This window comes from Pseudomonas sp. YY-1, from assembly GCF_002843095.1.
Taxonomy (GTDB): domain Bacteria; phylum Pseudomonadota; class Gammaproteobacteria; order Pseudomonadales; family Pseudomonadaceae; genus Aquipseudomonas; species Aquipseudomonas sediminis_A.
Genome location: NZ_PJLX01000003.1, coordinates 1 through 26,953, shown reverse-complemented (window position 1 = coordinate 26,953; position 26,953 = coordinate 1). Strand labels below are relative to the sequence as shown.

Genomic DNA, 26,953 nt, shown 5'->3' with positions numbered 1-26,953 from the left:
AATACACGTACATGCGATTGCCCTGGCTGCAAGTGGAAAACTTCGCCGGCTGCCTCAGGCGTTCTGACGCTGGAACGCTGAAGCCGTGATACCCCACTGGCCAAGCCAGTAAGTGAGGATGATGGCGTAAGGCGCGGCGTCGAAGCTGGCGACGAAGCGGTCGATACCGATCAGGCTGTCGGACAGCACGAAGAGCGCTGCTCCAACTGCGGCGAGCCAGGTGGAGCGCGGCTGTAGGTCCGGGTGGCCGATGCGGGCCAGGGCGCGCCAGAGCATCAGGCAAATCGCGGTGGCATAGCAGGCCACCGGAATCAGCAGCTCGCCCAGACCGCTGCTGGCCAGTATGGCGAACATCGTGCCACCGGCGATCAGCGCCAGCAGCAAGGCGGGTAGGGCCGGCAGCCGGCTATCGGAGACGTAGGCGTGCAGATAGGCCAGGTGACCGATCAGGAAGGCGCCGAGGCCGAACACGAAGAGGTCGCCGGGCCAGTCCAGAAGGATGTCGCCGGCCAGGGAAAATACCAGGCCGATGCAGATCCAGCGGCGGTAGGTGCCAGCCGGTGCCTGGCGCAGCCAGAGCAGCAGGGCGATCACCGGGATGCCCTTGGTCAGCAGGCTGAGCTGCGCATCGCCGGTGATCCGGCCGTAAAGAAATACCGCAGCACCCGCCAGGCCGAGCAGCAACCAACGCATAGCAAGACTCCCTTCGTTATTGGAATGGCGCGACTATGCCCAGCGGCCGTGCGGCTGCCAATGCGAGGGGTGCCAAATCGAGTGGCGGATCGTGCCGCCCCTCGACGCCACGAGCAGTATTGGGCAACGTAGGCATTCGTCGAGGAGAAGCGCATGTCGATATCGCCACCTGTCACCGATCTGATCGCGCGGCTGTACCGCGAGGAGTCGCGTCGGGTGCTCGCCACCCTGATTCGCCTGCTCGGCGATTTCGACCTGGCCGAAGAGGCGCTGCATGAGGCCTTTCGCAGTGCGGTCGAGCAGTGGCCGCAGGGTGGTGTTCCGGACAACCCGCGCGCCTGGCTGGTCTCTGCCGGGCGCTTCAAGGCCATCGACAACCTGCGTAGGCAGCGCCGCTTTCAGCCGCTGGACGAACAGGCCGAGCTGCCAGATGAGAACGTCGCCGAGGAGAGCGAGCTGCTCGAAGACGATCGCCTGCGCCTGATCTTTACCTGCTGCCACCCGGCGCTGGCCAGCGATGCCCAGGTGGCGTTGACCCTGCGCGAGGTGTGCGACCTGACCACCGAGGAGATCGCTCGCGCGTTCCTCTCCAGTCCTTCGACCCTGGCGCAGCGCATCGTCAGGGCCAAGGCGAAGATTCGCGACGCGCGCATCCCCTACGAGGTGCCGGGGCGTAGCGAACTGCCCGAGCGCCTGGAGGCGGTGTTGCGGGTGATCTATCTGGTGTTCAACGAAGGCTACTTTGCCAGCTCCGGCGATTCACTGACCCGCAGCCAACTGTCTGACGAGGCGATTCGCCTGGGCCGTTTGCTGCTGGAGTTGCTGCCCGAGCCGGAGGTGCAGGGGCTGCTGGCGCTGATGCTGCTGCATGAATCGCGTCGCGCGGCACGCAGCGGGGTCGATGGCGAGGTGATTCTGCTGGAAGCGCAGGATCGCAGGGTGTGGGACCGCGAACTGATCGCCGAAGGCGAGGCCCTGGTCTTGCAGGCCCTGCATTCACGGCGTTTCGGCCCTTACAGCCTGCAGGCGGCGATTGCTGCGGTGCATGCCGAGGCGGCCAGTCTGGAAGATACCGATTGGGTGCAAATCGTCGGCCTGTACGACGAGCTGCTGCGCCTGAATCCGTCGCCGGTGATCGAACTCAACCGCGCCGTGGCGCTGGCCATGCGTGATGGGCTTGAGGTCGGGCTGCAGCAGATCGACCGTCTGCTGCCCATGGGCGAGTTGGACGGTTACCACCTGGCCCATGCTGCGCGGGCAGACCTGCTGCGCAGGCTGGGCCGCCGAGAGCAGGCGATTGCAGCCTACCGTCAGGCCCTGGCGCTGGCGCAACAGGGGCCGGATCGGCAGTTTCTGCAGAGGAGGCTGGAGGAGCTAGGTGACCCGTAGAGTGAGCTGTACGCACCGAAATTCTTCGGTGCACACGCTCGGTGCGCATGGCGCACCCTACGGAGCGGGCATGTTTAACCCGCTACGAGTACGCGAATCGCTTCCAGGCGCAGGGCAGCCTTGTCGAACATCGCCAGGCTCTGTTCGCGCTGCTCGCGCAGGGCGTCGATCTCGCTGTCGCGCACGCTCGGGTTGACCGCGCGCAGGGCGACCAGGCGCGCCAGTTCTTCGTCCAGTTCGGCGATCAGGCGGCGTTTGGCCTCGGCGACGCGCTCGACATGGCGCGGCATGACCTTGGCTTCAGCGTCGTTGATCTGCTTGGCCAGCACGTCGCGTTGGGCCTGGACGAACTTGTTGGCGCTGGCGCGTGGCACGCTTTCGAGCTGGTCGTTGAGCGTCTCGAAACCGACCTTGGCGGCCAGGTCGTTGCCATTGGCGTCGAACAGGCAGCGCAGCGCCGCTGGCGGCAGGAAACGCCCCAGTTGCAGTTTGCGCGGGCCGACCACTTCGCTGACGTAGAGCAGTTCCAGCAGCACGGTGCCAGGCTTGAGCGCCTTGTTCTTGATCAGCGCGACGGCGGTGTTGCCCATCGAGCCGGACAGCACCAGGTCCATGCCGCCCTGCACCATGGGGTGTTCCCAGGTGAGGAACTGCATGTCTTCGCGGACCAGGGCCTGCTCGCGGTCGTAGGTGATGGTCACCGCTTCGTCGTCACCCAGAGGGAAGCTGGCATCCAGCATTTTCTCGCTGGGGCGCAGGATCAGGGCGTTGTCGGAGTGGTCTTCGCTGTCGATGCCGAAGGCGTTGAACAGCTCTTCCATGTAGATCGGCAGGGTGAACTGATCGTCCTGCTCGAGGATCGCCTCGACCAGCGTTTCGCCTTCACCGGCGCCGCCGGAATTGAGCTCCAGCAGGCGGTCACGGCCGCTGTGCAGCTCGCCTTCCAGGCGAATGCGCTCGGCAGTGGCTTCGTCGACCAGTTGCTGCCATTCGCCGTCGTCGGCGTTCTCCAGCATCGGCAGCAGACGCGGGCCGAACTGGTGCTGCAGGGCGTTGCCGGTGGGGCAGGTGGCGAGGAAGGCATTCAGCGCCTGGTGGTACCACTGGAACAGGCGCTCCTGCGGGCTGTTCTCCAGGTACGGTACGTGCAGCTGGATGCGGTGTTTCTGGCCGATACGGTCGAGACGACCGATGCGCTGTTCGAGCAGGTCCGGGTGCGCCGGCAGGTCGAACAACACCAGGTGATGGGCGAACTGGAAGTTGCGGCCTTCGGAGCCGATCTCCGAGCAGATCAGCACCTGCGCGCCAAATTCTTCGTCGGCGAAGTAGGCCGCTGCGCGGTCGCGCTCGAGGATGCTCATGCCTTCATGGAATACCGTGGCCGGGATACCGGAGCGCACGCGCAGGGCGTCTTCCAGATCCAGCGCGGTTTCGGCGTGGGCACAGATCACCAGCACCTTGAATTTCTTCAGCATCTTCAGGGTGTCGATCAGCCACTCGACGCGCGGGTCGATGCGCCACCAGCGTTGCTCTTCGTCGACATCGTCCTGCGCCTGGTAGCTGACTTCCGGGTACAGCTCGGCGTGCTCGCCCAGTGGCAGCTCCAGGTACTCGTCCGGACTCGGCAGCGGGTAGGGGTGCAGTTCGCGCTCGGGGAAGCCTTGCACGGCGGCGCGGGTGTTACGGAACAGCAGGCGGCCGGTGCCGTGGCGGTCCAGCAGTTCGCGCACCAGGCGGGCGCGGGCGTCATCATCGCCGCTGTCTACGGCATCGAGCAGCTCGCGGCCCTCATCGCCGAGGAAACTGCCGATGGCGTCGCGCGCCTGGGCGCTGAGCTTGCCCTGGTCGAGCAGCTCCTGCACGGCCTCGGCAACCGGGCGGTACTGGCTGCTTTCGGCGCGGAAGGCTTCCAGGTCGTGGAAACGGGCTGGGTCGAGCAGACGCAGGCGGGCGAAGTGACTATCCTGGCCGAGCTGTTCCGGGGTGGCGGTGAGCAGCAACACGCCGGGGATGACCTCGGCCAGTTGCTCGACCAGCGAATATTCGGAGCTGGCCTGTTCCGGGTGCCAGACCAGGTGGTGGGCTTCGTCGACCACCAGCAGGTCCCAGCCGGCGGCGAACAGCGCGTCCTGGGCCTTGTCGTCGTCCTTCAGCCATTCCAGGGCGACCAGTGCCAGCTGGCAATCCTCGAAGGGGTTGCTGGCGTCGCTCTCCATGAAGCGTTCGGCGTCGAACAGGGCGACATCGAGGTTGAAGCGCCGGCGCATTTCCACCAGCCACTGGTGCTGCAGGTTTTCCGGCACCAGGATCAGCACGCGGCTGGCGCGACCGGAGAGCAGTTGGCGATGGATCACCAGGCCGGCTTCGATGGTCTTGCCCAGGCCCACTTCGTCGGCCAGCAGCACACGCGGGGCGATACGGTCAGCCACTTCGCGAGCGATGTGCAACTGGTGGGCGATCGGTTGTGCGCGGGCGCCGCCCAGGCCCCAGAGCGACGACTGCAGCAGGCGGCTGTTGTGTTCCAGGCTGTGGTAGCGCAGGGCGAACCAGGACAGCGGGTCGATCTGGCCGGCGAACAGGCGGTCGCTGGCCAGGCGGAACTGGATGAAGTTCGACAGCTGGGTTTCCGGCATGGTGACCGGCTGATGCTGGGCATTGAGGCCGTGGTAGACCAGCAGGCCGTCGACGTCTTCGACCTCCTGCACGGTGAGCTTCCAGTTCTCGAAATGGGTGATCTCGTCGCCCGGAGCGAAGCGTACACGGGTCAACGGGGCATTGCGCGTAGCGTACTGGCGGGTTTCGCCGGTGGCCGGGTAGAGCACGGTGAGCAGGCGGCCGTCCTCGGCGAGGATGGTTCCCAGACCCAATTCCGCTTCGCTGTCACTGATCCAGCGTTGCCCCGGTTGATATTGCGCCATGCCTGTCTGTCTCCCGCGTGAAAAAGCCGGCTATGTTAACGGATGCGGCGCCGCGGCCAAAGCGGTCGTGGCACTATTGCCGAGCGGCTTAGTCGAAAGTGTAGCGAGCACCGGCTAAAGTCGCGGCTCACGGGGCCGACAGCCTGACCAAAGGAGGTGCTGTAACGTGCTACCGCCTATCCCCCATAGCCTGGTGCCAGTCACTGCCACGCAGGACGTGATCAAGCCCAAGCCCGAGATTCCTCCGGTGACTCCGGCCGAAGGCAGCGCCAAGGAAAGTGCGCTGAGCCTGGACAAGCGGCACCCGCAGGAAACCGAGGAACTGCTGCGCGAAGAGCAGCGCCGCCGTCAGCGGCGTGGCTACACTCCGGAACAGCTGGCCGAGGCCGAGCCAGAAGAGGTGGAGCAGAAGCTCGGTGACTTGCCCCGGCAAGGACTGTGGGTAGATGTGGAAGTTTGAGAAACTCTTTTCATTCTTTTGTGCGTAGATCGTCATGCTGTTCGCCGACCCTTTGCCCGCACTCGCCGATGCCGAGCTGGACTACCTCCCCGGCTGGATCAACCCCGCGCTCGCTGACAGCTGGCTGCATATGCTGGTTGAACAGACGCCCTGGCAGCAGCCGGAGTTGTTCATCCATGGCCGCTATCATCGAACACCGCGGCTGACGGCTTGGTATGGCGATCCCGAGGCGCGCTACCGCTACTCGGGGAAGCTTCACGAACCCTTGCCCTGGACGCCGCTGCTGAGCGAGATTCGCCATCGGCTCGAGAAAGAAGTCGGGCAACCGCTCAATGCCGTACTGCTCAACCTTTACCGTGACGGCCAGGACTCCATGGGCTGGCATAGCGATGCAGAGCCGGAGCTGGGACGTGATCCGTTGATCGCCTCGCTCAATCTGGGCGGCAGCCGGCGTTTCGACCTGCGCCGCGTCGGCAGTACGCGCATCGAACATTCACTGACGCTGGAACACGCTTCGCTACTGGTCATGCGTGGGCCGACCCAGCATCATTGGCAACATCAAGTGGCGAAGACGCGGCAAGCCTGCGCGCCACGCCTGAACCTGACCTTTCGCCTGATTCGGTTTCCGCTATGAGCAATGACGACAAGCTGATCGATTTCGCCGCCGAGCGCGACAAGCGTATCCACGATCTCAACGACAAGCGCCTCAACGAGATGCGCCAGGTGTTCGAACAGGTATTGCCGATCGGCAAGGCCAAGAAGAAGTCCAAGAGCAAGCCCAAGAAGCGCTGAAACTCCCATCGTTTGTTCGTCATGCACGGCTGCCAGGCCGTGCTTCCCGCCTCGCACCCCCTCGATTTCTTGACCTGGGTCAGTATTCCCTCCGCCCTGATCGCGCCTGCTCGTCAGCCATTGATCCAGATCAATTTTCCCGCTGCCAGCGCTGATAACGTGAAGCCATCCCAGACAGACAGGCACAACAGGAGGCAGCCATGTTCGTCGATACAGTGGTTCTCGCCGGAGTCGGCACCGTTCTTCTGATGGTCGCGTTCTTCGGGGGTGTTGGTTACTTCATCTGGAAGGATGCTCACAAGCGTAAGCAGAGCTAACCCTTCCAGTTCACTGGGCACGCAAGGCAATTCGGGCGACTTCGGTCGCCCTTTTTTTATTTGCACGTTGCCTACCTGGGTGTATGGCGCCTTCTGGACATAAATACTTAGCTAGCTAATAATTGAGTTTCGCACGGAGGCGGAACCCAATCGCTACAGCTATGTTCAGAGTTGAGATTTCTTCAGGTAGCCATCGTGCGTGATTCCTTGCTGGCGTTTCTCGCGCCAAGCTCGCAAGCCGTTCAATTCGCCATCAAGACCCTGCTCGGCGGCGGTCTGGCGTTGTGGTGTGCGTTGCGTTTCGGCCTGGAGCAACCGCAGTGGGCGTTGATGACCGCGTTCATCGTCGCCCAGCCGCTGTCCGGCATGGTGGTGCAGAAGGGCCTGGCGCGGCTGCTCGGTACGCTGGTCGGCACCTTTATGGCCGTGGTGATGATGGGGCTGTTCGCCCAGGCGCCGCTGCTGTTCATACTGGCGTTCGCCTTGTGGTTGGCGTTGTGTACAGCGTCCTCGACCATGTTGCGCAGCGCCTGGTCGTACTCCTTCGTGCTGGCCGGCTACACCGTGGCGATCATCGCCTTGCCGGCCATCGGCAAGCCGCATGTGGTATTCGATGAAGCCATCGCCCGCTGCACGGAAATCTGCCTAGGCATCATCTGCGCCACCCTGAGCAGCGCTTTGCTCTGGCCGCAGCGCGTCGAGCGGCAACTGGCACAGCAGGCGCGCAACGCCTGGCAGGCCGGCGTTGCGGCTTCGCGTCAGGCGCTGGCGGGTGAGGCTGATTCGCGACAGGGCTTGCTGGAGGTGCTGGCGCGGATCGTCGCCGTCGATGCCCAGCGCGAGCACGCCTGGTTCGAGGGTGCCCGTGGTCGCCAGCGTGCCGTGGCGTTGCGGGTGTTGAGTCGTGATCTGCTCGGCATGTTACGTCTGGCTCGTGGGGTGGCGCGGCAGTGGCGGCAACTGAGCGGTGTCGAGGCGCAGGCGGTCGCGCCCTGGTTGCAGGTGGTGGACGAGCGTTTGCAGCAGGAGCAGTCAGCGGGCCTGCTGGAGCTGGTCGAGGAACTGCGCCAGGCCGCGCAGGACGATGAGCTGAGCAGTGGCCAGCAACTGTGTCTGGAACGCTTGATGGTGCTGCTGTTGCGTGTCGAGGAAGCCAGCCACGCGTTGCGCGCGGTCGAGGAGGGCAGGGCTCCGGCCGATGCACCGCGCGCCTTGTCCTGGCATTACGACTTGCAGACCGCGCTGGTGTATGGCTCGCGCAGCGCGCTGACCTTTCTGGTTCTGGCGGCGTTCTGGCTGGCCACCGGCTGGACCCACGCCACCGGTGCGCTGCTGCTGGCCTGTGTGGTCTGCAGCTTGTTCGCCCGCCTCGAAGCGGCGCCGCAGATCGGCATGATGTTCCTGCGCGGCATCTTCTACGCGCTGCCGGTAGCGTTCTTCGTCGGCCAGATTCTGATGCCGCAGATCGATGGCTTCGTGATGCTCTGCATGGTGCTGGGCGTGCCGCTGTTCTTCGGCGTGCTGGGCATGGCCAAACCGGCGACGGCCGCTACCTCGACCTCGTTCTGCCTGCACTTCATCGTGCTCTGCCTGCCGGCGCCGGGTGTCGGCTACAACGTCGAATTTTTCCTCAATGAAGCGCCGGGCATGCTGATGGGCGTGGGTTGCGCAGTGATGGCGTTCAAGCTGGTGGTGCTGCGCAATCCGGTCTGGCATGGCCGGCGTCTGATGCAGGCGATCCTGACCGACCTGGGGCGGCTGACCCGTCGTGACCTGGGCCGCGCCGAGAACTGGTTCGGCGGGCGTATGGCTGATCGTCTGATCCAGCTGGCACGACACTATCCGGCGCGGCCGGATCAAACGCGCAGCCGCTGGGACGATGGCGTGGCCGGTCTCGACCTGGGCGACGAGTTGTTGCATCTGCGCAAGTGTCTGGCCAATGCCGATGCTGGCCTGGCGCGGTCGCAGCAGCGTTTTCTGGAGCGCCTCGATGACGCGTTGGAGCGTGGTCCCGCACCAGGCCGTGAAGATGACCTGAACGCAGCTGTGGCCGAATTGCAGGAGACCTTGCGCGCCTGCACGCCGAGCATCGACAAGCGCCTGGCCGAGGCGGCTCTGTTGCAGCTGCAGAGCGGCTGGCGCCACTGGTGCCAACTCAGAGGAGGGGGTAATGGGTTTGCATGAATGGTCGCTGGGCGGCGTGTTGCTGAGCCCGATGGCGGCCTACGCGGTATTGGCGCTGCTGCTGACCGGCGTGTTGCGCCTGGGCTTGCAGCGCATCGGGCTGTCGCGCTGGATCTGGCACGAAGCCCTGTTCGATTGTGCCTTGTATGTCTGCGTGCTGGCGGCGGTAATCGCCGTCCTGGCGCATTAAGGAGAGAAAGCATGCGTTCGACCATTCGAGTCGGCATCACCCTGGCCATGGTGGCGGCGGCGATTTTCGCCGGCTCCTGGATCTGGCAGCACTACATGTACTCGCCTTGGACGCGCGACGCTCGGGTGCGCGCCGACGTGGTAACCATCGCCCCGGACGTGTCCGGCTGGGTGGTCGAGCTCAAGGTGCGCGACAACCAGCAGGTCAAGGCCGGTGATCTGCTGATGAGCATCGACCGCGATCGCTATCAGGCGGCGGTGGAGAAAGCCAAGGCGGTGGTGGATATTCGCCGCCAGCAGCTGAGCCTGCGCGAGCACGAAGCTTCGCGCCGCTCTCGCCTGGGTGCCCAGGCGATCAGTGCCGAGCTGCTGGAGAACGCGCAGATCAACGCCGAGATGGCGCGCAGCGAGTACCGCGAAGCGCAGGCCGATCTGCGTGTAGCCGAGCTGAATCTGGCACGCAGCGAAGTGCATGCCCCGCGCGATGGGCAGATCACCAATCTGGTGTTGGCGCAGGGCAACTACATCAATGCCGGGCAAGCAGTGATGGCGCTGGTCGATACCGAGTCGTTCTACGTGCAGGCGTATTTCGAGGAAACCAAGTTGCCGCGCATTCAGATCGGCGCGCCGGTGGAGGTGTGGTTGATGGGCGGTGATCAGCAGATTCGCGGCGAGGTGGACAGCATCAGCCGTGGCATCACCGACCGCAACGCCAGCCCGGATGGGCAACTGCTGGCCAATGTCGAGCCGACCTTCAACTGGGTGCGCCTGGCGCAGCGCATTCCGGTGCGCATCAAGCTCGATCAGGTGCCCGAGGGCATGGTGCTGAGCGCCGGCATGACCGCCAGCGTAAGGGTGGAGTAGGGCGGTTTTGCAGTTGTAGGAGAGGCTTCAGCCGCGAGCTCTTCAAGGTGAATCGCGGCTGAAGCCGCTCCTACGGTCACTATTCGCATGAATTAGTAGGGGGGACAACGCGAAGCTTGTCCACCGCTTGGACCGACGCAATGGTGGATGAAAAAAGCGTCATCCACCCTACGATTAAATGAGCTTGATCAGGCGCGCTCGATGCTGGCCGGCGTGCGCCACATCAACACCTTGCCGTGGCGCACCGACACCAGCGCGTGGCCCTGGCTGCGCACCATCTCGTAATCGTCTGGCGCCGAGAGGATCAGCAGGTTGGCCGGGCGACCTACTTCCAGCCCATAACCTTCACCCAGGTTCAGCGCCCGCGCCGAGTTGTCGGTGATCAGATCCAGGCTGCGCTTGAGGTCTTCGTAGCCGAGCATGTGGCAGATGTGCAGGCCGGCTTCGAGGATGCGCAGGATGTTGCCGTTGCCCAGCGGATACCAGGGGTCGACGATGGAGTCCTGGCCGAAGCAGACGTTCATCCCGGCACGATCGATCTCCGCCACGCGGGTCAGGCCGCGGCGTTTCGGGTAGGTGTCGAAGCGGCCCTGCAGATGGATGCTCTCGGTGGGGCAGGAGATGAAACTGATGCCGCTCATCTTCAGCAGGCGGAACAGCTTGGAGCAGTAAGCGTTGTCGTAGGAGCCCATGGCCGTGGTGTGGCTGGCGGTGACGCGCGCGCCCATGCCGCGCACGCGGGCTTCCTCGGCCAGCACTTCGAGAAAGCGCGACTGCGGGTCGTCGGTCTCGTCACAGTGCACGTCCACCAGGCAGCCTGTGCGCTCGGCCAAATCCATGAGGAACTTGATCGACGACACGCCCTGGTCACGAGTGTTCTCGAAGTGCGGGATGCCGCCGACCACGTCGGCGCCCAGCTCGATGGCTTGCTCCATCAACGCGCGACCGTTGGTGTAGGACTCGATGCCCTCCTGCGGGAAGGCGACGATCTGCAAGTCGATCAGGTGGCGGGTTTCCTCACGTACTTCGAGCATGGCCTTGAGCGCGGCCAGCGTCGGGTCGGTGACGTCGACGTGGGTACGCACGTGCTGAATACCATGGTCGACCAGCATGTCGATGGTCTTCTTGGCGCGCGTCTTGGTGTCTTCATGGGTGACCAGCGCCTTGCGCTCGGCCCAGCGCTCGATGCCCTCGAACAGGGTGCCGCTCATGTTCCAGGCCGGCTCACCAGCGGTGAGGGTGGCGTCGAGATGGATATGCGGCTCGACGAAGGGCGGCACCACGAGGTTGCCGGCTGCGTCCAGATCGCCCTCGGCGATGGGGTGCAGTGCGTGCTGAGCGTCGATGGCGGCGATGCGTTCGCCGTCCAGGGTGATGCGGTGTAGGCCGTCGCGGCCGCGCAGGCGGGCATTGTGGATGATCATCGGGTTTCCTCTCAGGCAGGCGACGACAGGCGCCGGATCAACAGCGCAACGCTGATGTTCAGGCGGTCGTGCGGATCTTCGAATGAGCAGCCGGTCAGCGCTTCGATGCGCTGTAGACGGTAGCTCAGGGTGTTGCGGTGAACGTTCAGGCGTTGGGCGGCCAGGGCCAGATTGCCGTTTTCCTGGAACCAGGCTTCCAGGGTAGGCATCAGCACCGGCTGGTGACGCGAGTCGTCACCGATCAGCGGGCCGACCACGCGCTCCACGAAGCGATCAAGCAAGCTGCGGTCGCGGATCGCGCCGAGCAGTTCCAGCACGCCCAGCTCATTGAAACTGCACAGGCCCAGGCGCTCGGGAAAACGCTGCGCCACGGCCAGGGCTTGGCGTGCTTCACCCAGGCCCTGGGCGAAACGCGGCGCCTCGCAGCCGGCGCTGCCCAGACCGAGGAACAGGCGTAGCGGGCCGAGCTGTGGGCGCAGTTCGTCGAGCAGCACGGTCATGGCCTGGCGGTTGCGCGCTTCGGCGTGGGCATCGGGGCAGGGCAGCAGGGCGATCCAGTGTCGCCCTTGGCTGACCAGCGGCAGCGCGTCACCGAGTTCGCCGAGGCTCTGCTCCAGGCGCCTTTGCAGCAGTTGTTGGCGACTCTGCAGCTGGCGCTCGGCGTCTTCGTCGGGCAGATCACCGAACAGTTGCTCGCTGCCGTCGAGGCGCAGCAGCGCCACCTGACGCGGTACATGCAGTGCCAGGCCGAGGCTGTCGCCACGTTGCAGCAGCACGTCGAGTGACTGGTAATCGCCGTCGAGCACCTGCTCCAGCACGTGCTGGCGCGAACGGCCGAGCTGCTGCGCCTGCACCAGCGCGGTGCCGATGGCCTGGGTGACCACCACCATCTTCAGCGCGTAGGGCTGCTCGATCAGGGGCAGGTTCAGGCGCTCGGCTTCTGCGATGACGCTGGGCGGGATGGCCTGGATGAACTCGGCGCCGGTGAGGATGACCATGCCGGCGACCACGCGCTCATGGCCCTCGCGCACCAGGCGCAGCAGGTTGGCTTCGTCGCGCGGGTGGTTGATGCCGGTGACGAAGATCAGCTCGCCACCCATCACCCAATCGGCGATGCCTTCGTTCTCGGCCACGTAGGGCCAGCGCACCGCATTCTCGCGTCCGGCCTGGCCGGCACGCAGCTGCATGCTGGCCAGGTCGGGCAGGGCGAGTACGTCGGCGACTGTAAGACTCACGCGCCGGCGACCTGCTGGCGGCCGACCAGGGCTTTGTTCAGTTCGAACAGTACGACGTAGGCCAGGGCAGCCACGGCGATGCCTACCAGCGGTGCGACCCAGGGCGAGAAGTAGGCGCTCAGCGCACCGATCAGGTAGGCGCCCAGGCCGACCCAGTTGAACGCTGGCAGGCGTACATCGGCCAGTTTCGGATAGCGCGCGCGGTGGCCGTAGAAGAAGTCGGCCATGATCACGCCGCCAATCGGAGGGATGACCGAGCCGAGCAGGATCAGGAAGGGAATCAGCATCTCGTACATGCCGCCAATGGCCAGCAGCGTGCCGATGGCCGCGCCGGCCAGGGTCACGGTCTTGCGCTTGCCGGTGCGCAGCAGGTTGCAGCCGGCGGCGGCGAAGTTGTAGATGGTGTTGTCCTGAGTGGTCCACAGGTTGAGGAACAGCATGATCACGGCAGCCATGGACAGGCCCTGCAGCACCAGCACTTCGACCACGTCCGGTTGCTGATAGACGATGGCGCCGTAGGCTCCGGCAACGATCATCAAGCCGTTGCCGATGAAGAAACCGAACAGGCTGGCCAGCACCGCGACGCGGCCGCTCTTGGCGAAGCGCGTCCAGTTGGTGGCCTGGGTGGCGCCGCTGACGAAGGTGCCGAACACCAGGGTGATGGCCACGCTCAGGCTCATGCTCTCCTTGGGCTCGACCGCCAGCAGGCCGGCCAGGCCGCCGATATCACGGGTGGCGATCCACAGCGACACCACCAGCAGCACCAGCATGGCCGGCACGGCGACGCGCGAGAGCAGGTCCAGGCCTTTGTAGCCGATGAAGGCGGTGAGGCAGAAACCGAAGCCGAACAGCACCATCAGCGGAATGGTCAGGCCTTCGGGCAGGCCAAGAATCTTCACCAGGACGATGGCGATGGTCGCCGTGCCCCAGGCGTACCAGCCGATCTGGGTGAAGCCCAGGAGCATGTCGGAAAGCTTGCTGCCTACCTCGCCGAAGCAGAAACGGCCCATCAGCACCGAGTTCAGCCCGCTGCGGCAGGCGATCAGGCCCAGTACGGCGGCGTACAGGCCGAGCAGAAGGTTACCGATCACCGCAGCCCAGAGCAGAGTGGTGAAATCGAAGGCCATGCCGATCTTGCCGCCAGCGAACATGGTGGCGGTGAAGAAGGTGAAACCGAACAACAGGATGGCGGTGGAGAACAGCCCTTTGCGTGCGCCGTTGGGCACCTCGCTCAGAGGGTAATCGCTATCGGGGGTGGCGTTGCTCATGGACCTGGCTCCGGTAAGGGTGTGAAGCCTTGGCGATAGCAGGGGACGTGCCAGAAACCAGCGCAGCACGCTGCTTGGCGAGGTGATCAAAGAGTTTTGTGCGAAATGCACAACGAAGCGCACTTATGCAGTGCCAGGTCGCTCAAGGTTTGTGAGTGTAGAACAAAAGTGGTGCGCGACGCTGCGGTCGCGCACCAGCTTGCAGCGGATTTTTGTCGGCTGCAGGCGTTGGCTCAACGCGCGCCCCTTGTTTGTCTAAAGTGCAAACCTACTGCGCAGAGTCCGGAGTCATCTCAGGCTCTGGTTCTTCCGGCGTATGCAGATCGGCATAGATGCTCTCTGCTAGCGCAATATCCTCATCCGTCAGGTGCTGGAACAAGCTCGTCCGTTTACGCTTGGAGACACGCCCGCTGTTCTCGTAAATCACCGCAATAAGCAGCTCAAGATCCCGGTTCGACAGATCCAGCTCGCGATTCATTTGCTCTTTGAATCTATCGCGGCGGACCAGATGGTTGACCTCATCACGCATGAGTCCATCCAGGACTCGTGCAGCACTTTTATTAATCTCGCCCTGCAGGTCAGTGAAGTCCAGGTGGGCGAACAGATGGGTATGCGCCCCATTCAGTTCAGGGTCGCTGGTCAAGTCCCTCCGGTGGTACTGCGTGGCGCTAAGTAACCGCCGTGACAATGCGTCGAGCGTACCGATGTAGCTGTCCAGGTTGACCAGAAGGCCGGCGGAGATAGGCAGGATGATGCCCTGCAGCTTGAGACCTTCGTTGGCCAGAATGTCCTGCATGATGAAGCGGGACAACCTGCCGTTTCCATCCATGAAAGGATGGATGTAGATAAAACTGTGCGCGATCGCGTTTAGCTTCACTAGCGTTGGGGCATCACTGCGCATGACGCGTTCACGCATGACGAACCACTCCTCCATCATCTCAGGCACTGTTTCCGGCGCCGGCGGGATCAGATGGATCAGATCCCCACGGCCGAGCCAGTTCTGCAGGTGCCTGTATGCACCAATGGACGGATCGGGTCGCCCGGTACCGAGGGCTATCCGGTGGATGTCGAACAGAAACTCCTCATCCAGCGGGCGTTGCCCCGCCTGCTCCAGCACTCTCACAAATCGCATGACTCGATCGGGAGCTGGCTGCTCGTGCTCGATCTCGTAGGAACTGCGAGTCTCGGTCGTCAGCAGGTATTGCGCCGCTCTAGCAATCTCGGTGACCGAGAAATCAACCATCTGGTCATGCATGCGCTCGACTATTTGCGCATTCAACAGACTGTCGTCTGTCCAGCCCTGGCGGAAAATCAGGGCTGAAAGCTGAGGCGTTCCTAGGAGATTCATCCGCACTCGATGCCTGCGTGACATCTCCTCTGGGCCGGTGAAATATTTCTCCGGTGGGAGCAGGTGCTCATAGGGAATGTTCTGGGCGGCGTCAGGCAAAGGCAACTGGTGGCCTGCAATGTTCTCGCAGATATACCAGAGCCGGCGCAGATAGCCGCTGGCTGGCTTCTCAGCGATTGCAGCAGCCAGGTCATCCCGGACAACGGGAATCTGGAAGGCGCGCTCCAGGACACCCAGATTTACTCCTTCGTATGAGAGCGCAAAGAGCATCTGGTCGATGGGGCGTTGCTCTCTGGCGTATCCCTTGGCGAAGACCTCTACTTTCACGCCGCCGGCGGACTGAGAGAGCGCTGGGCGCGAGCCTATGACACACTCATGATCAAGCGACATGCAGCGAAGATCGAGGGCGTTGATCAGCCAGCTGTATCCGGCTCGCTCAATGGGTTGCCGCATGACAAATTTCCTATAGGAAGCGCGAGAAAACTATAGTTCACGCAGTTTCATGGGAAAAACTTATAGCTGATTGCCCGTGCTAAGTGAAGGGTAGAAGAGGGGCTGGAGGATTTAACTGCCTCGCCGCATGCGCAGAGGCCAGGCTTCACTTCCCGGCCATGAATACGTCCTACCTACCAATGCAATTGGCTGGCGTACGGATGCGATTGTGCAGGAGCTCGTCAACCGGCCTCTCTTCAGATGCAGACAGCCCTTAAACCGATCCTAAGCCAGTCATGCGATTACCCAGGGGATACCCGGTAGTTCAGCGTTTAAACACTATGCACCGACAGTCACCTGCGGCATCGGTGGCATGGTCACGGTCTGCTCGCTGGCCGGGGCGAGCACTTCGGCTTCGCCGTCGACCACTTGCTTGCCGTCCTGGTTGAAAACGCGGGTGGCGATGCGTACGCGGTTCTTCGGCAGTTTTTCCAGCACTTCCAGTTTCACGGTCAGGGTGTCGCCGAGTTTCACCGGGCGGGTGAACTTGAGTTGCTGGCCGAGGTAGATGGTGCCCGGGCCGGGCAGGTTGCAGGCGATGGCGGCGCTGATCAGCGCGCCGGTGAACATGCCGTGGGCGATGCGCTCCTTGAACATGGTCTCGGCGGCGAAGGCGGCGTCCAGGTGTACCGGGTTGTTGTCGCCGGATACCGCAGCGAACAGTTGCACGTCGCGTTCTTCGACCTGTTTCTCGAAGCTCGCCTGCTGGCCGACTTCGAGGGCTTCGTAGGGGATGTTGGTTACCTGGGTCATGGACACTCCTTGATTGGGCTTCGACCATGGCTCAGCGCCTGCTGCAGCCAATCGATCAGGTGGGCGGTGACCTCGTCGCGATTGCTCTCGTTGAGCAACTCATGACGGGCCTCGGGATAAATCTTCAGTTGCACGTCGCGCACGCCGGCTTCGCGCAGGGCGCCCGCCAGGTCACCCAGGCGCTTGCCGTCGCTGACCGGGTCGCGTGAGCCGCCGATCACCAGCAACGGCAGGTCGGCATCGATCTGCGCCAGGTTCTCGACCGGGGTGATGTATTGCAGGCCATCGAGCAGGTCGCACCACAACTGCGTGGTGCAGACGAAACCGCACAGCGGATCGGTCACGTATTTATCCACTTCCGCTGCATCGCGGCTGAGCCAGTCGAAGGCCGTGCGGTTGGGCTTGAAGGCCTTGTTGAACGAGCCAAAGGACAGGTAATCGATCACCTTGCTGCGCCCCTTGGGACCCAGACGCCAGCGCTCGAAGCCGGCGATCAGCCGCGCGGCCTTGTACAGCGCCACCGGCTGGTAGTTGGAGCCGGAGAGGATGGCGCCCTGCAGGCTGCAACTGTGCCCCAGCAGGTAGGCCATGCCGATGTAGCTGCCCATGCTGTGGCCGAACAGGAAGATCGGCGCCTGGGGGTAGCGTTGGCGGATATGGTGATTGAGCGAGGCCAGGTCGCCGACCACCTTGTCCCAGCCGCCTTCGTCGGCGTAGTGACCGAGCGTGCCCTGAGCGGCGCTCTGGCCGTGGCCGCGCTGGTCCAGCGCATAGAGGTCGAAGCCGGCGGCCACCAGGCTTTCGGCCAGGCGTGCATAGCGCAGACCGTGTTCGGCCATGCCGTGGGACAGCATGACCACCGCACGCGGTGGTTGATCACCGTGCCAGTGGTTGACGTGCAGGTGAAGACCGTCCTGGGTGGCCAGGGGAAAGGCGTTGTGGCGCATGGCGAATCCTTGTGCCGGAAGTTGGCGGCATTGTGCACCTTGGCCATCAACAGGCATAGCTCCCCGGTTTTCTTCGAAGCGGTAAAGATCGGTTACGAATCACTACATTTATTGCGAAATTCAGCCCATCAATGACGCCTTCGAGCTATTTGCGGCTCGGCCCTAAGCTGCTACTTTCCGGGCAGTCAGATCACTTCAGGGGAAGAGGACAAGAACAATGCAGCCTGATTTCTGGAACGACAAACGCGCCCCTGGCGTGCCCAACGATATCGACCTGTCCAGCTACAAGTCGGTGATCGAAGTATTCGAACGCTCGTGCAAGCGCTTTGCCGACCGTCCGGCCTTCAGCAATCTCGGCGTTACGCTGACCTATGCCGAGCTGGACCGTCTCTCCGCGACCTTCGCCGCCTACCTGCAAAAGCACACCGACCTCAAGCCGGGCGATCGTATCGCGGTGCAGATGCCCAACGTGCTGCAGTATCCGATCGCGGTATTCGGCGCCATGCGTGCCGGGCTGATCGTGGTCAACACCAACCCGCTGTACACCGCGCGCGAGATGCGCCACCAGTTCAAGGACGCCGGTGTGCGTGCGCTTGTGTACCTGAACATGTTCGGCAAGCTGGTGCAGGAAGTGCTGCCGGATACCGAGATCGACTACCTGATCGAAGCCAAGATGGGCGACCTGCTGCCGAGCCTCAAGGGGTGGCTGGTCAACACCGTGGTGAAGAAGATCAAGAAGATGGTGCCGGACTACCATCTGCCCCAGGCCATTGCCTTCAAGCAGGTGCTCAAGCAGGGCCATGGCCAGGCGCTGGCGCCGGTCAAGGCCAGCCACGACGACATCGCCGTGCTGCAGTACACCGGCGGCACCACCGGTGTAGCCAAGGGCGCGATGCTCACTCACGGCAACCTGGTGGCCAACATGCTGCAGGTCGATGCCTGCCTGTCGCAGCTCGGCCCGGACGGCACGCCGCTGATGAAGCAGGGCCAGGAGATCATGATCGCGCCGCTGCCGCTATACCACATCTACGCATTCACCGCGAACTGCATGTGCATGATGGTCAACGGCAACCACAACGTACTGATCACCAACCCGCGCGACATCCCCGGCTTCGTCAAGGAGTTGGGCAAGTGGAAGTTCTCCGCGCTGCTGGGCCTGAACACCCTGTTCGTCGCGCTGATGGATAACCCCGAGTTCAAGAACCTCGACTTCTCCAACCTCAAGGTCACCAACTCCGGTGGTACCGCGCTGGTCAAAGCCACCGCCGAGCGCTGGCAGCAGATGACCGGCTGCACCGTGGTCGAAGGCTATGGCCTGACCGAAACCTCGCCGGTGGCCAGTACCAACCCCTACGGTGACAAGGCGCGTCTGGGTACCGTCGGCATTCCGGTGCCGGGCACGGCGTTCAAGGTCATCGACGACGACGGCAACGAACTGCCGACGGGCGAGCGCGGCGAGCTCTGCATCAAGGGGCCGCAGGTAATGAAGGGCTACTGGCAGCGTGAAGAAGCCACCGCCGAAGTGCTCGATGCCGAAGGCTGGTTCAAGACCGGCGACATTGCCGTGATCGATGCCGACGGTTTCGTGCGTATCGTTGATCGCAAGAAGGACATGATCATCGTCTCGGGCTTCAACGTGTACCCCAACGAAATCGAGGATGTGGTCATGGCCCACCCGAAGGTCGCCAGTTGCGCCGCTATCGGTGTGCCGGACGAGAAATCCGGGGAGGTGGTCAAGCTGTTCGTGGTGCCGCGTGACGGCGGTGTCACCGCGGAAGAACTCAAGGCCTACTGCAAGGAAAACTTCACCGGCTACAAGGTGCCTAAGCACATCGTGTTCAAGGACTCGCTGCCGATGACCCCGGTTGGCAAGATCCTGCGTCGCGAGCTGCGCGACATCGCTTGATCCAAAGCCCCTCCCCTGCTCAGGGGAGGGGCTTCCCGCCTCAGCTGCCATCGGGCAGTCCAATTGTTGTGATTTGGTAACTACCTTCGCGTGTTTCATACAACTCAGTGCTGCATCGGTGACAGAGACGAGCTAGGCTCTATGCGCTGCAATATGCGAGCTAGAGGCTTTTTGCGGGTTTGCGAAGATAAAGATTGTTTGTGACTTTGTAGTCTTTTTTGGTCACTTTAACGACTCTGCTGGCCATGGTTGGTGCTGGTCGGCCTCTGGCAAAGCTGCTACTCTCGGCGCGCTTCCGTGCCCTGGGGCCAGCGGAAAAGCGAGCTATACACACAACAAACAACCGCCTTCGCGCGGTGAAGATCAGCTGTTGCTTAGGAGTGGGCTTCCATGACCGAAAACTTCTGGAAGGACAAGTATCCCGTTGGGGTTGCTGCCGAAATCAATCCCGATCAGTACCCGAACATCCTTGCGGTACTGAAAGAGTCCTGCCAACGCTTCGCCGACAAGCCTGCTTTCAGCAACCTGGGCAAGACGCTCACCTACGGCGAGATCTACAAACTCTCCGGTGACTTCGCCGCTTACCTGCAGAAACACACCGACCTCAAGCCCGGCGACCGCATCGCCGTGCAGCTGCCTAACGTGCTGCAGTACCCCGTCGTGGTATTCGGTGCCATGCGCGCCGGCCTGGTGGTGGTCAACACCAACCCGCTGTACACCGCACGAGAGCTGGAGCACCAGTTCAACGACTCCGGCGCCAAGGCGCTGATCTGCCTGGCCAACATGGCCCACCTGGCCGAACAGGTCGTGCCCAAGACCGGCGTCAAGACCGTGATCGTCACCGAAGTTGGCGACATGCTGCCGACCTTCAAGCGCCTGCTGGTCAATGCCGTGATCAAGCACGTGAAGAAGATGGTGCCGGCCTACAACCTGCCCAAGGCGGTCAAACTCAATGACGCCCTGGCCAAGGGCCGTGGCCAGAGTTTCGCCGAGGCCAGCCCGAGCAACGACGACATCGCCGTGCTGCAGTACACCGGCGGCACCACTGGCGTGGCCAAGGGCGCCATGCTCACCCATCGCAACCTGGTGGCCAACATGCTGCAGGTCAAGGAGCTGATGGGCGCCAACCTTAATGAAGGCTGTGAGGTGCTGATCGCACCGCTGCCGCTGTATCACATCTACGCGTTCACCTTTCACTGCATGGCGATGATGCTGATCGGTGGCCACAACGTCCTGCTGACCAACCCGCGCGACCTGCCGGCAGTGGTCAAGGACCTGGCCAAGTACCGCTTCACCGGCTTCGTCGGCCTCAACACTCTGTTCGTGGCCCTGTGCAATAACGAGGATTTCCGCAAGCTGGACTTCTCCAGCCTGAAAGCGACCTTCTCGGGCGGTATGGCCCTGCAGTTGGCCACCGCTGAGCGGTGGAAGGAAGTCACCGGCTGCGCCATCTGCGAAGGCTTCGGCATGACCGAGACCAGCCCGGTGGCTACGGTCAACCCGTTCAGCGCCATCCAACTCGGCACCATCGGCATTCCAGTGCCATCGACGCTGTGCAAGATCGTCAACGATGACGGCCAGGAACTGGCCATCGGCGAAATCGGCGAGCTGTGCGTGAAAGGCCCGCAGGTGATGAAGGGCTATTGGCAGCGCCAGGAAGCCACCGACGAAATCCTCGACGCCGAAGGCTGGTTGAAGACCGGCGATATCGGCCTGATCCAGGAAGATGGTTACCTGCGCATCGTCGACCGCAAGAAGGACATGATTCTGGTGTCCGGCTTCAACGTCTATCCGAACGAACTGGAAGACGTGCTGGCAACTCTGCCGGGCGTACTGCAGTGCGCCGCCATCGGTATCCCGGACGAGAAATCCGGCGAGGCGATCAAGGTGTTCGTGGTGGTCAAACCAGGCGAGAGCGTGACCAAGGAACAGGTGATGGAACACATGCGCGCTAACCTCACCGGCTACAAGGTGCCCAAGGCCGTCGAGTTCCGCGATGTGCTGCCGACCACCAACGTCGGCAAGATCCTGCGTCGCGAATTGCGCGACGAAGAGCTGAAGAAGCTGGGCAAGAAGTGATTCGAGCTTGCTGATGAAAACGCCACCTTCGGGTGGCGTTTTTCATTGCGTCACCTGCCTGTGGGGTGCGCCGAGTGGCCTGGCGGACTGTTCGCTTCGCTCCTGAGTCCGCCCTACGCGCTATAGCCTTCAGCGTACTCGGCTTTGGCTTCCTGCGTCGCTCTACCTCCTGCATCCATGCAGTCGTCGCGAAGCAGTACGCCTTTAAAGGTCGAGGTATTGGTGCAACCTGTCGTCTAGACTCTTGCTCACCAGGACTGTCAAGGACGACGTCTCATGCCCAACTACCGCCGCGTCTGGTGTCCGGGTGGCACCTACTTCTTCACTCACGCCCTGCGTGTTCGCCATGGTAACGATCTGCTTGTCCGCAATATCGACGTCTTGCGCGAGGCCGTGCGTATCGTCCGGCGCAGCCATCCGTTCCAGATCCATGGCTGGGTGGTATTGCCCGACCATCTCCACTGCCTGATCGAGCTTCCGCAGGGCGAGGCTGATTTCGCACTGCGCTGGCGCCTGATCAAGATGCTCTTTTCCCGTGATGTGCCGGCTGAAGAATGGCGCTCGAAGATTCTGCTGCGCCGCCGTGAGCGTGGCATCTGGCAACGTGGTTACTGGGAGCACCTGATTCGTGACGATGAGGATTTCTGCCGCCATCTCGATTACATCCACATCAACCCGCTCAAGCATGGCTTGGTGCAGCGGCTAAGTGACTGGCCCTATTCCACTTTTCACCGAAACGTCGAGAGTGGACGCTATCCCCTGGACTGGGCGGGAGGCCCGGAGACGGATGAAGGGCTTTATGACGATTGATGCGTGCGAGGACGCTGATCGGCGGACTGTTCGCTCCGCTACGAGCGGTCGGCGTCCCGATCCGCCCTACGCGCTGACGCTTCACGCCTTGGCGTCCTTCGCCCCGCGCCAGGCCACCAGTAGCACGCCGCCGACGATGCACAGCGCCGCCAGTAGCATCGACAAGCTGCCCTGTTCGCCGAGCAGGCCTATGGCGATGGCCGCGCCAGTGATCGCCGCTACCGAGCCGATCTGGCTGAGAAATACCGTGCCAGCCAGGTTCTGTAGAACGAAGAACAGCGCATAAACGGCCGCGAACAGCAGCATCTGCAAGACCAGCAGGCCCACGGCCGCAGCGCCTTGCAAACGCGGTGCGAGGTCTACGCCGAACAGGCCCAGTGGCACCAGCAGCAGTGCGCCGCCGAGCAGCATGCCGGGTGCCAGGGACAGCGGGCTGGCCCCTTGTGGCCAGTCGCGGGCACGGTAAATGTTGCCGAGCGCCAGAAACACCGGCACGCAGAGCGCTGCCAGCACCCACAGCAGGGGGCTGTCGCCTGCGTTGAGCTTGCCCAGTGCCAGTAGCAGACTGCCGGCCAGACCGATGCAGATGCCCAGCAGACGAATGCGGCTCAATCCCTCCATGCGCAAGGCCAGGGCCAGCAGGTAGGTGATCAAAGGCGGGAAGGCCAGGCACATCGAGGCGAACCCGGCGCCGACATGGCCGATGGAGCTGAACAGCAAACCATTCGGCACCGCGATGCTGAGCAGCCCCGAGGCCAGGTAGTAACCCAGCAACCTTGGGCTGATGCCGGGGCGCTCGCCGCGTATCCAGGTGAACAGCAACAGCAGCAAGCCGCCGCCCAGCAAGCTCCAGAGCAGGTAGGCCATGGCCGGCCAGCCAACGTTGCCGGCCAGTTTCACCAGGATGCTGGTCAGTCCCATCAGGGCGCCGATGGTCAGCAATAGTGACAAGGCGAGAACGGGACGAAATTGGGAGCCGGGCATGCAGCTGTCTCCTGAGGATGGATGCGTTACGATGCAAACATTCTTTTTGAAAAGTATCTTGATATCAAGATAAGTCGAGGGCGATATGCAAGACCGCGCACAATTGGCTGCCGAGCAATGGCTTCGACAGCGCCCGGATCTGGATGGTTTTTCCATGGCGGTGATTGGCCGTCTGGCTGAGCTGAACCAGATGATCAGCCGCGATCACCTGCTGCCGTTCTTCGCCGAACATGGGCTGCAGGCCGGTGAGTTCGACTTGCTCGCTACTCTGCGTCGCTCGGGTGAGCCCTATGCGTTGATGCCGACAACGTTGTACGAGAGCGCGATGATTTCCTCGGGCGGCATGACCAGTCGTATCGACCGCCTGGAAAAAGCCGGGCTGATCGAGCGGCGCAAGCATCCCTCCGACCGCCGTGGTGTGCTGGTGGCGTTGACGCCGGCTGGGTTCGAACTGATCGACGGCATGCTCGAAGGCCATGTGGCCAACCTGCAGCGCGTGCTTTCAGGATTGACCGCTGACGAGCAGCGCACGTTGCATGAATTGCATGGCAAGTTGTTGGCGGGGTTGGTTGAGCGCGAGGGAGTACGCTGAATGAGCTATCAGATGCGGATCTATATGCACCCCGACGTTGAGTCGGTTCGAGGGGAAAACACCCTGGCGCTCTGGGAGGCTGGGTGGCCGCGGTGGGTCGATGAACTGGCCGAAGCCGGGAAGCTCACGCAGACCCGCTCTGACAACTTCCCCAGCCTGTACAGGGGCTCGGCCAGCGACATACTGCCGAGGCTGCCGGCAAACCGAAGAATGTCCCCGGCGCTTTACTTCACGCCCGAAGTGCTTCAAGAGCGGATTGATGCATGTCCGCCCGATGCTGAGCTAGGCATCGAAATCTGGGATCAGTGTTGACCCAGCCGCTGCTCACATCCGGAGATGTTCCACCAGGAAATCCACGAACACCCGCACCCGCGCCGGCATTGCCGGGCCGCCGATGAATACCGCATGAATCGGCTCCCGGTCGTCGGGGTTGAAGGCTTGCAGCAGCGGCACCAGATCGCCGCGCTGCAGGTCTTCGGCCACGCTGAATTCGCCGATGCGCGCGATGCCGGCGCCGACCCTGGCGAACTGCGCCAGCGCTTCGCCGCTGCTGCATTCGATATTGCCGCAGACCTTGAGCGAGAACGCCTGGCCATCGCGGGTAAAGGGCCAGTTGGGTTCGGCGCGGCGGAAATTAAAGCGCAGGCAGTTGTGCTGCAGCAGGTCTTCCGGCTGCTGCGGCGTGCCATGGCGTTGCAGGTAATCGGGGGAGGCCACCACCACCTGGCCGGTTTCGCCGACCTTGCGGGCGGTCAACGGGCTGTCCGGCAGATGGCCGAAGCGCACGGCCACGTCAGCCTGGCCGCCAAGAATATCGACCACTTCGTCGCCCAGGCTTAGGTCGACAGTGATGTTCGGGTAACGCGCGCTGAACGCCGCCACCAGCGGCACGATGGTCATCCGCCCATGGCCGAGCGCAGCGCTGACGCGCAAGCGCCCCCGTGGCACGCCCTGATCGGCGATGGCTTCTTCGACCTCCGCCATATCGGCAAGGATGCGCCGTGCACCACGCAGGTACGCCTCGCCCTCGGCGGTAAAGGTGATCGCGCGGGTGGTGCGCAGCAGCAGGCGTGTGCCAAGGCGCTGCTCGGTACGCGCGATGATCCGGCTGACCGCCGAAGGTGTCAGCCCCAATGCGCGTGCGGCGGCCGACAGGCTGCCTTCCTCCGCCACGGTGGCGAACACCACCATGTCACCTGATCGGCCGCCTAGGTCCATTTGTGCTCCGTAAGCAAAGGTGTTTGCCAGAAATACCATCTACCGCCGTTAAAGGCTGGATCGTAGCATTCGCGGCATAGATGAGGAGCCTTTCCATGCGTATCAATCCACCACTCGTTGCACTCGCCATCGGTGCCTTCGGCATCGGCGTTACCGAGTTCGCCCCCATGGGCATGTTGCCGGGTATCGCCAGCGATCTCGGCGTTTCCATTCCCGCTGCCGGCCTGCTGGTCAGTGCCTACGCGCTGGGCGTGCTGCTCGGCGCACCGCTGATGACACTGACCACCGGCAAGATTCCCCGGCGCTACCTGCTGATCGGGCTGATGGCCATCTTCACCCTGGGCAACCTCATGTCGGCCCTGGCCACCGACTACTACAGCCTGCTGATCGCCCGCGTAGTGACCTCGCTCAACCACGGCGCCTTCTTCGGCGTCGGCTCCATCGTAGCTGCCAGTGTGGTCGCGCCAGATAAACGCGCGGGGGCGGTGGCAGCGATGTTCATGGGCCTGACCCTGGCGACCATCGGCGGCGTACCGCTGGCTGCCTGGTTCGGTGAGGTGCTCGGCTGGCGCACGGCGTTCTGGGGCATCACCGGGCTCGGTGTGCTGGCGATGGTCTCGCTATGGTTCGCGCTGCCCAACGTGCCGCTGCCGAAAAGCGACGGCGTGCTGGCGGAAATCCGCGTGCTGGGCCGTGGCCCGGTGCTGGCGGCGCTGGCGCTAACCGTAATCGGCTCCAGCGCGATGTTTACCGTGTTCACCTATATCGCGCCGATCCTCAGCAGCGAGACCCAGGCGTCCACCGCCTTCATCACCGCCATGCTGGTGCTGTACGGCATCGGCCTGACGCTGGGCAATGTGTGGGGTGGCAAGGCGGCAGATCGCTCCGTCGACCGCACTCTGATCGTCTCGCTCAGTGCGCTGATCCTGGTCTTGCTGGCCTTCACCGTGCTGATGCGCTGGCCGCTACCGGCTGCCGTGGCCATCCTGATCTGGGGCATCGCCAGCTTCGCCATCGTGCCGCCACTGCAGATGCGTGTGATGGAAGCCGCCAAGGAAGCACCCAACCTGGCCTCGGCGGTGAATATCGGCGCCTTCAACCTCGGTAATGCGATTGGCGCCGCGCTGGGCGGCGCGGTGATCAACGCGGGGTTGGGCTACCCGGCGATCTCCCTGGCCGGTGCAGCGATGGCCGGGCTGGGGTTGCTGATGGTGCTGGGGTTTGCCTGGCGTTCCAGAGGTGCAGCGGCGGTAGCGGTTTAAGAAGAGACACTTGAGACGGGGGGTTTAAATCCCCCCTTCCGGTTTACGCCTTCGCAGCAGGGCTCAAGCGAAAGCTGACACCCATGCGGTTGAAGGCGTTCATGGCTGCGATAGCGGCCGTGAGGTCGACCAGGTCTTTCGAATTGAATGCGGACGATGCCGCGGCATAAGCCTCGTCGGAAACATGCGTTTCGCCGATTAGGGTCACTTCTTCCGTCCAGGCCAGGGCGGAACGTTCCTGCTCGGAAAACAGATGCGCGGCCTCATGCCAGACTGGCACCAGAACGAGCTTATCTACTGACATACCTCCCTTGATCAGATCTCGCGAATGGATATCGATGCAGTGCGCGCATCCATTGATTTGCGATGCCCGCAAGAACACCAGATGGATGAGCTGAGGCGGCAGGTTCGTTCCGGTGGTGACGTAATGGTGCAGCCCTCCCAGCGCTTTTGCTGCACCGGGTGAAGCTTCAAACCAATCAAGACGAGTCATAGAGCAGTACCCTTTGTGGATGTGGGATCAGTAAGGTCTGCCCAATTAAGACAACTAAGAGGATCAAGGTATTGATCCAATTAAGGGCTTAATGAATGATCCACTTTGCGGCGTGGCCGTTGTGGCTTTGATGCGGTGTGGAGTTCAGCGCCCATCGCTCAGTCATTGGCCTAGAGGGGCGTTGTGATGCTCGGGCTTCCGGCTATATGAAAGCCTTGCGCATTGGCTCATGGCTGCTCAGCTCTGTGAACGGAATACGATGGCTCCCACGCTGCGGCGTGGTAACGATCATGAAACGACTGCTTTTGGCCGATTCTGTTGAAAAAGTAGGTTTAG

General features: G+C 62.9%; 25 protein-coding genes. 14 read left to right on the top strand and 11 right to left on the bottom strand.

The features are described from left to right. Positions 1 to 54: 54 nt before the first annotated feature. Positions 55 to 693, bottom strand: coding sequence for a lysoplasmalogenase (locus tag CXP40_RS05210; RefSeq protein WP_106732929.1), 639 nt, complete (start codon positions 691 to 693; stop codon positions 55 to 57). Between the two features lie 153 nt (positions 694 to 846). Between CXP40_RS05210 and CXP40_RS05205 the strand changes: the two genes are divergently transcribed. After that, on the top strand, positions 847 to 2,082 hold the full coding sequence (locus CXP40_RS05205) for an RNA polymerase sigma factor (protein ID WP_106732928.1): 1,236 nt from the start codon (positions 847 to 849) through the stop codon (positions 2,080 to 2,082). Positions 2,083 to 2,156: 74 nt separating this feature from the next. On the opposite strand, the gene rapA is transcribed toward CXP40_RS05205, so the two are convergent. Beyond that, positions 2,157 to 5,000 (bottom strand): RNA polymerase-associated protein RapA, encoded by a 2,844-nt coding sequence (gene rapA / locus CXP40_RS05200; protein WP_106732927.1) that lies wholly within the window; start codon positions 4,998 to 5,000, stop codon positions 2,157 to 2,159. A 166-nt stretch (positions 5,001 to 5,166) separates the two neighbouring features. On the opposite strand from rapA, the gene CXP40_RS05195 reads away from it, so the two are divergent. The 7 genes from CXP40_RS05195 (at position 5,167) to CXP40_RS05175 (ending at position 9,806) form a co-directional block, all read left to right on the top strand. Further along, positions 5,167 to 5,460 carry an aspartate-semialdehyde dehydrogenase gene (locus CXP40_RS05195; protein WP_106732926.1) on the top strand — a complete coding sequence of 98 codons (294 nt, stop codon included), beginning with the start codon at positions 5,167 to 5,169 and terminating at the stop codon, positions 5,458 to 5,460. 34 nt (positions 5,461 to 5,494) lie between these two features. After that, the gene (locus CXP40_RS05190) at positions 5,495 to 6,094 is read left to right on the top strand and encodes an alpha-ketoglutarate-dependent dioxygenase AlkB (protein WP_106732925.1); all 600 of its coding nucleotides are present in this window, start codon (positions 5,495 to 5,497) and stop codon (positions 6,092 to 6,094) included. Next, positions 6,091 to 6,252, top strand: coding sequence for a hypothetical protein (locus CXP40_RS23800; RefSeq protein ID WP_017361613.1), 162 nt, complete (start codon positions 6,091 to 6,093; stop codon positions 6,250 to 6,252). Before CXP40_RS05190 ends, CXP40_RS23800 begins: the two co-directional genes overlap by 4 nt. Positions 6,253 to 6,452: 200 nt before the next feature. Next, the gene (ccoM, locus tag CXP40_RS24105) at positions 6,453 to 6,569 is read left to right on the top strand and encodes a cytochrome c oxidase subunit CcoM (RefSeq protein WP_017361612.1); all 117 of its coding nucleotides are present in this window, start codon (positions 6,453 to 6,455) and stop codon (positions 6,567 to 6,569) included. 195 nt (positions 6,570 to 6,764) lie between these two features. Next, entirely contained in the window at positions 6,765 to 8,753 is a 1,989-nt protein-coding gene (locus tag CXP40_RS05185) for an FUSC family protein (RefSeq protein ID WP_106732924.1), read from the top strand. Continuing rightward, the gene (locus tag CXP40_RS05180) at positions 8,740 to 8,943 is read left to right on the top strand and encodes a DUF1656 domain-containing protein (RefSeq protein ID WP_106732923.1); all 204 of its coding nucleotides are present in this window, start codon (positions 8,740 to 8,742) and stop codon (positions 8,941 to 8,943) included. Before CXP40_RS05185 ends, CXP40_RS05180 begins: the two co-directional genes overlap by 14 nt. A gap of 11 nt (positions 8,944 to 8,954) precedes the next feature. Next, positions 8,955 to 9,806 carry an HlyD family secretion protein gene (locus tag CXP40_RS05175; RefSeq protein WP_106732922.1) on the top strand — a complete coding sequence of 284 codons (852 nt, stop codon included), beginning with the start codon at positions 8,955 to 8,957 and terminating at the stop codon, positions 9,804 to 9,806. Between the two features lie 188 nt (positions 9,807 to 9,994). Here the strand turns inward: CXP40_RS05175 and codA are convergent, their stop codons facing one another. The 6 genes from codA to CXP40_RS05145 form a co-directional block, all read right to left on the bottom strand. Beyond that, a complete protein-coding gene (gene codA / locus CXP40_RS05170; protein WP_106732921.1) occupies positions 9,995 to 11,230 on the bottom strand; it encodes a cytosine deaminase in 1,236 nt (411 codons plus the stop codon). Between the two features lie 11 nt (positions 11,231 to 11,241). Then, the gene (locus tag CXP40_RS05165) at positions 11,242 to 12,465 is read right to left on the bottom strand and encodes a PucR family transcriptional regulator (RefSeq protein ID WP_106732920.1); all 1,224 of its coding nucleotides are present in this window, start codon (positions 12,463 to 12,465) and stop codon (positions 11,242 to 11,244) included. Beyond that, complete coding sequence (gene codB, locus CXP40_RS05160) at positions 12,462 to 13,733, bottom strand: cytosine permease (RefSeq protein ID WP_106732919.1); 1,272 nt, start codon at positions 13,731 to 13,733, stop codon at positions 12,462 to 12,464. The genes CXP40_RS05165 and codB overlap by 4 nt, the downstream gene beginning before the upstream one ends. 268 nt (positions 13,734 to 14,001) lie before the next feature. Continuing rightward, a complete protein-coding gene (locus CXP40_RS05155; RefSeq protein ID WP_106732918.1) occupies positions 14,002 to 15,534 on the bottom strand; it encodes a Fic family protein in 1,533 nt (510 codons plus the stop codon). Positions 15,535 to 15,852: 318 nt separating this feature from the next. Continuing rightward, complete coding sequence (locus tag CXP40_RS05150) at positions 15,853 to 16,326, bottom strand: MaoC family dehydratase (protein ID WP_106732917.1); 474 nt, start codon at positions 16,324 to 16,326, stop codon at positions 15,853 to 15,855. Beyond that, positions 16,323 to 17,273, bottom strand: a complete 951-nt coding sequence (locus CXP40_RS05145; protein WP_106732916.1) for an alpha/beta hydrolase — start codon at positions 17,271 to 17,273, stop codon at positions 16,323 to 16,325. The genes CXP40_RS05150 and CXP40_RS05145 overlap by 4 nt, the downstream gene beginning before the upstream one ends. Positions 17,274 to 17,490: 217 nt before the next feature. Between CXP40_RS05145 and fadD2 the strand changes: the two genes are divergently transcribed. The 3 genes from fadD2 (at position 17,491) to CXP40_RS05130 (ending at position 22,068) form a co-directional block, all read left to right on the top strand. Continuing rightward, positions 17,491 to 19,179: a long-chain-fatty-acid--CoA ligase FadD2 gene (fadD2, locus tag CXP40_RS05140; protein ID WP_106732915.1), complete on the top strand. Its 1,689-nt coding sequence runs from the start codon at positions 17,491 to 17,493 to the stop codon at positions 19,177 to 19,179. 390 nt (positions 19,180 to 19,569) lie between these two features. After that, on the top strand, positions 19,570 to 21,258 hold the full coding sequence (fadD1, locus tag CXP40_RS05135; protein ID WP_106732914.1) for a long-chain-fatty-acid--CoA ligase FadD1: 1,689 nt from the start codon (positions 19,570 to 19,572) through the stop codon (positions 21,256 to 21,258). 276 nt (positions 21,259 to 21,534) lie between these two features. Then, on the top strand, positions 21,535 to 22,068 hold the full coding sequence (locus CXP40_RS05130) for a transposase (RefSeq protein WP_106732913.1): 534 nt from the start codon (positions 21,535 to 21,537) through the stop codon (positions 22,066 to 22,068). An 81-nt stretch (positions 22,069 to 22,149) separates the two neighbouring features. Here the strand turns inward: CXP40_RS05130 and CXP40_RS05125 are convergent, their stop codons facing one another. Beyond that, positions 22,150 to 23,052: a DMT family transporter gene (locus CXP40_RS05125; protein WP_106732912.1), complete on the bottom strand. Its 903-nt coding sequence runs from the start codon at positions 23,050 to 23,052 to the stop codon at positions 22,150 to 22,152. Between the two features lie 85 nt (positions 23,053 to 23,137). On the opposite strand from CXP40_RS05125, the gene CXP40_RS05120 reads away from it, so the two are divergent. Continuing rightward, entirely contained in the window at positions 23,138 to 23,644 is a 507-nt protein-coding gene (locus tag CXP40_RS05120; RefSeq protein ID WP_106732911.1) for a MarR family winged helix-turn-helix transcriptional regulator, read from the top strand. Then, the gene (locus tag CXP40_RS05115) at positions 23,645 to 23,956 is read left to right on the top strand and encodes a hypothetical protein (RefSeq protein ID WP_106732910.1); all 312 of its coding nucleotides are present in this window, start codon (positions 23,645 to 23,647) and stop codon (positions 23,954 to 23,956) included. A 12-nt stretch (positions 23,957 to 23,968) separates the two neighbouring features. On the opposite strand, the gene CXP40_RS05110 is transcribed toward CXP40_RS05115, so the two are convergent. Next, positions 23,969 to 24,862 carry a LysR family transcriptional regulator gene (locus CXP40_RS05110; RefSeq protein WP_106732909.1) on the bottom strand — a complete coding sequence of 298 codons (894 nt, stop codon included), beginning with the start codon at positions 24,860 to 24,862 and terminating at the stop codon, positions 23,969 to 23,971. Positions 24,863 to 24,957: 95 nt separating this feature from the next. Here CXP40_RS05110 and CXP40_RS05105 point away from each other — a divergent pair, with 95 nt between their 5' ends. After that, positions 24,958 to 26,124: an MFS transporter gene (locus CXP40_RS05105; protein WP_106732908.1), complete on the top strand. Its 1,167-nt coding sequence runs from the start codon at positions 24,958 to 24,960 to the stop codon at positions 26,122 to 26,124. A gap of 43 nt (positions 26,125 to 26,167) precedes the next feature. Here CXP40_RS05105 and CXP40_RS05100 read toward each other — a convergent pair whose 3' ends face one another. After that, positions 26,168 to 26,617 (bottom strand): carboxymuconolactone decarboxylase family protein, encoded by a 450-nt coding sequence (locus CXP40_RS05100; RefSeq protein ID WP_106732907.1) that lies wholly within the window; start codon positions 26,615 to 26,617, stop codon positions 26,168 to 26,170. Positions 26,618 to 26,953 lie beyond the last annotated feature (336 nt).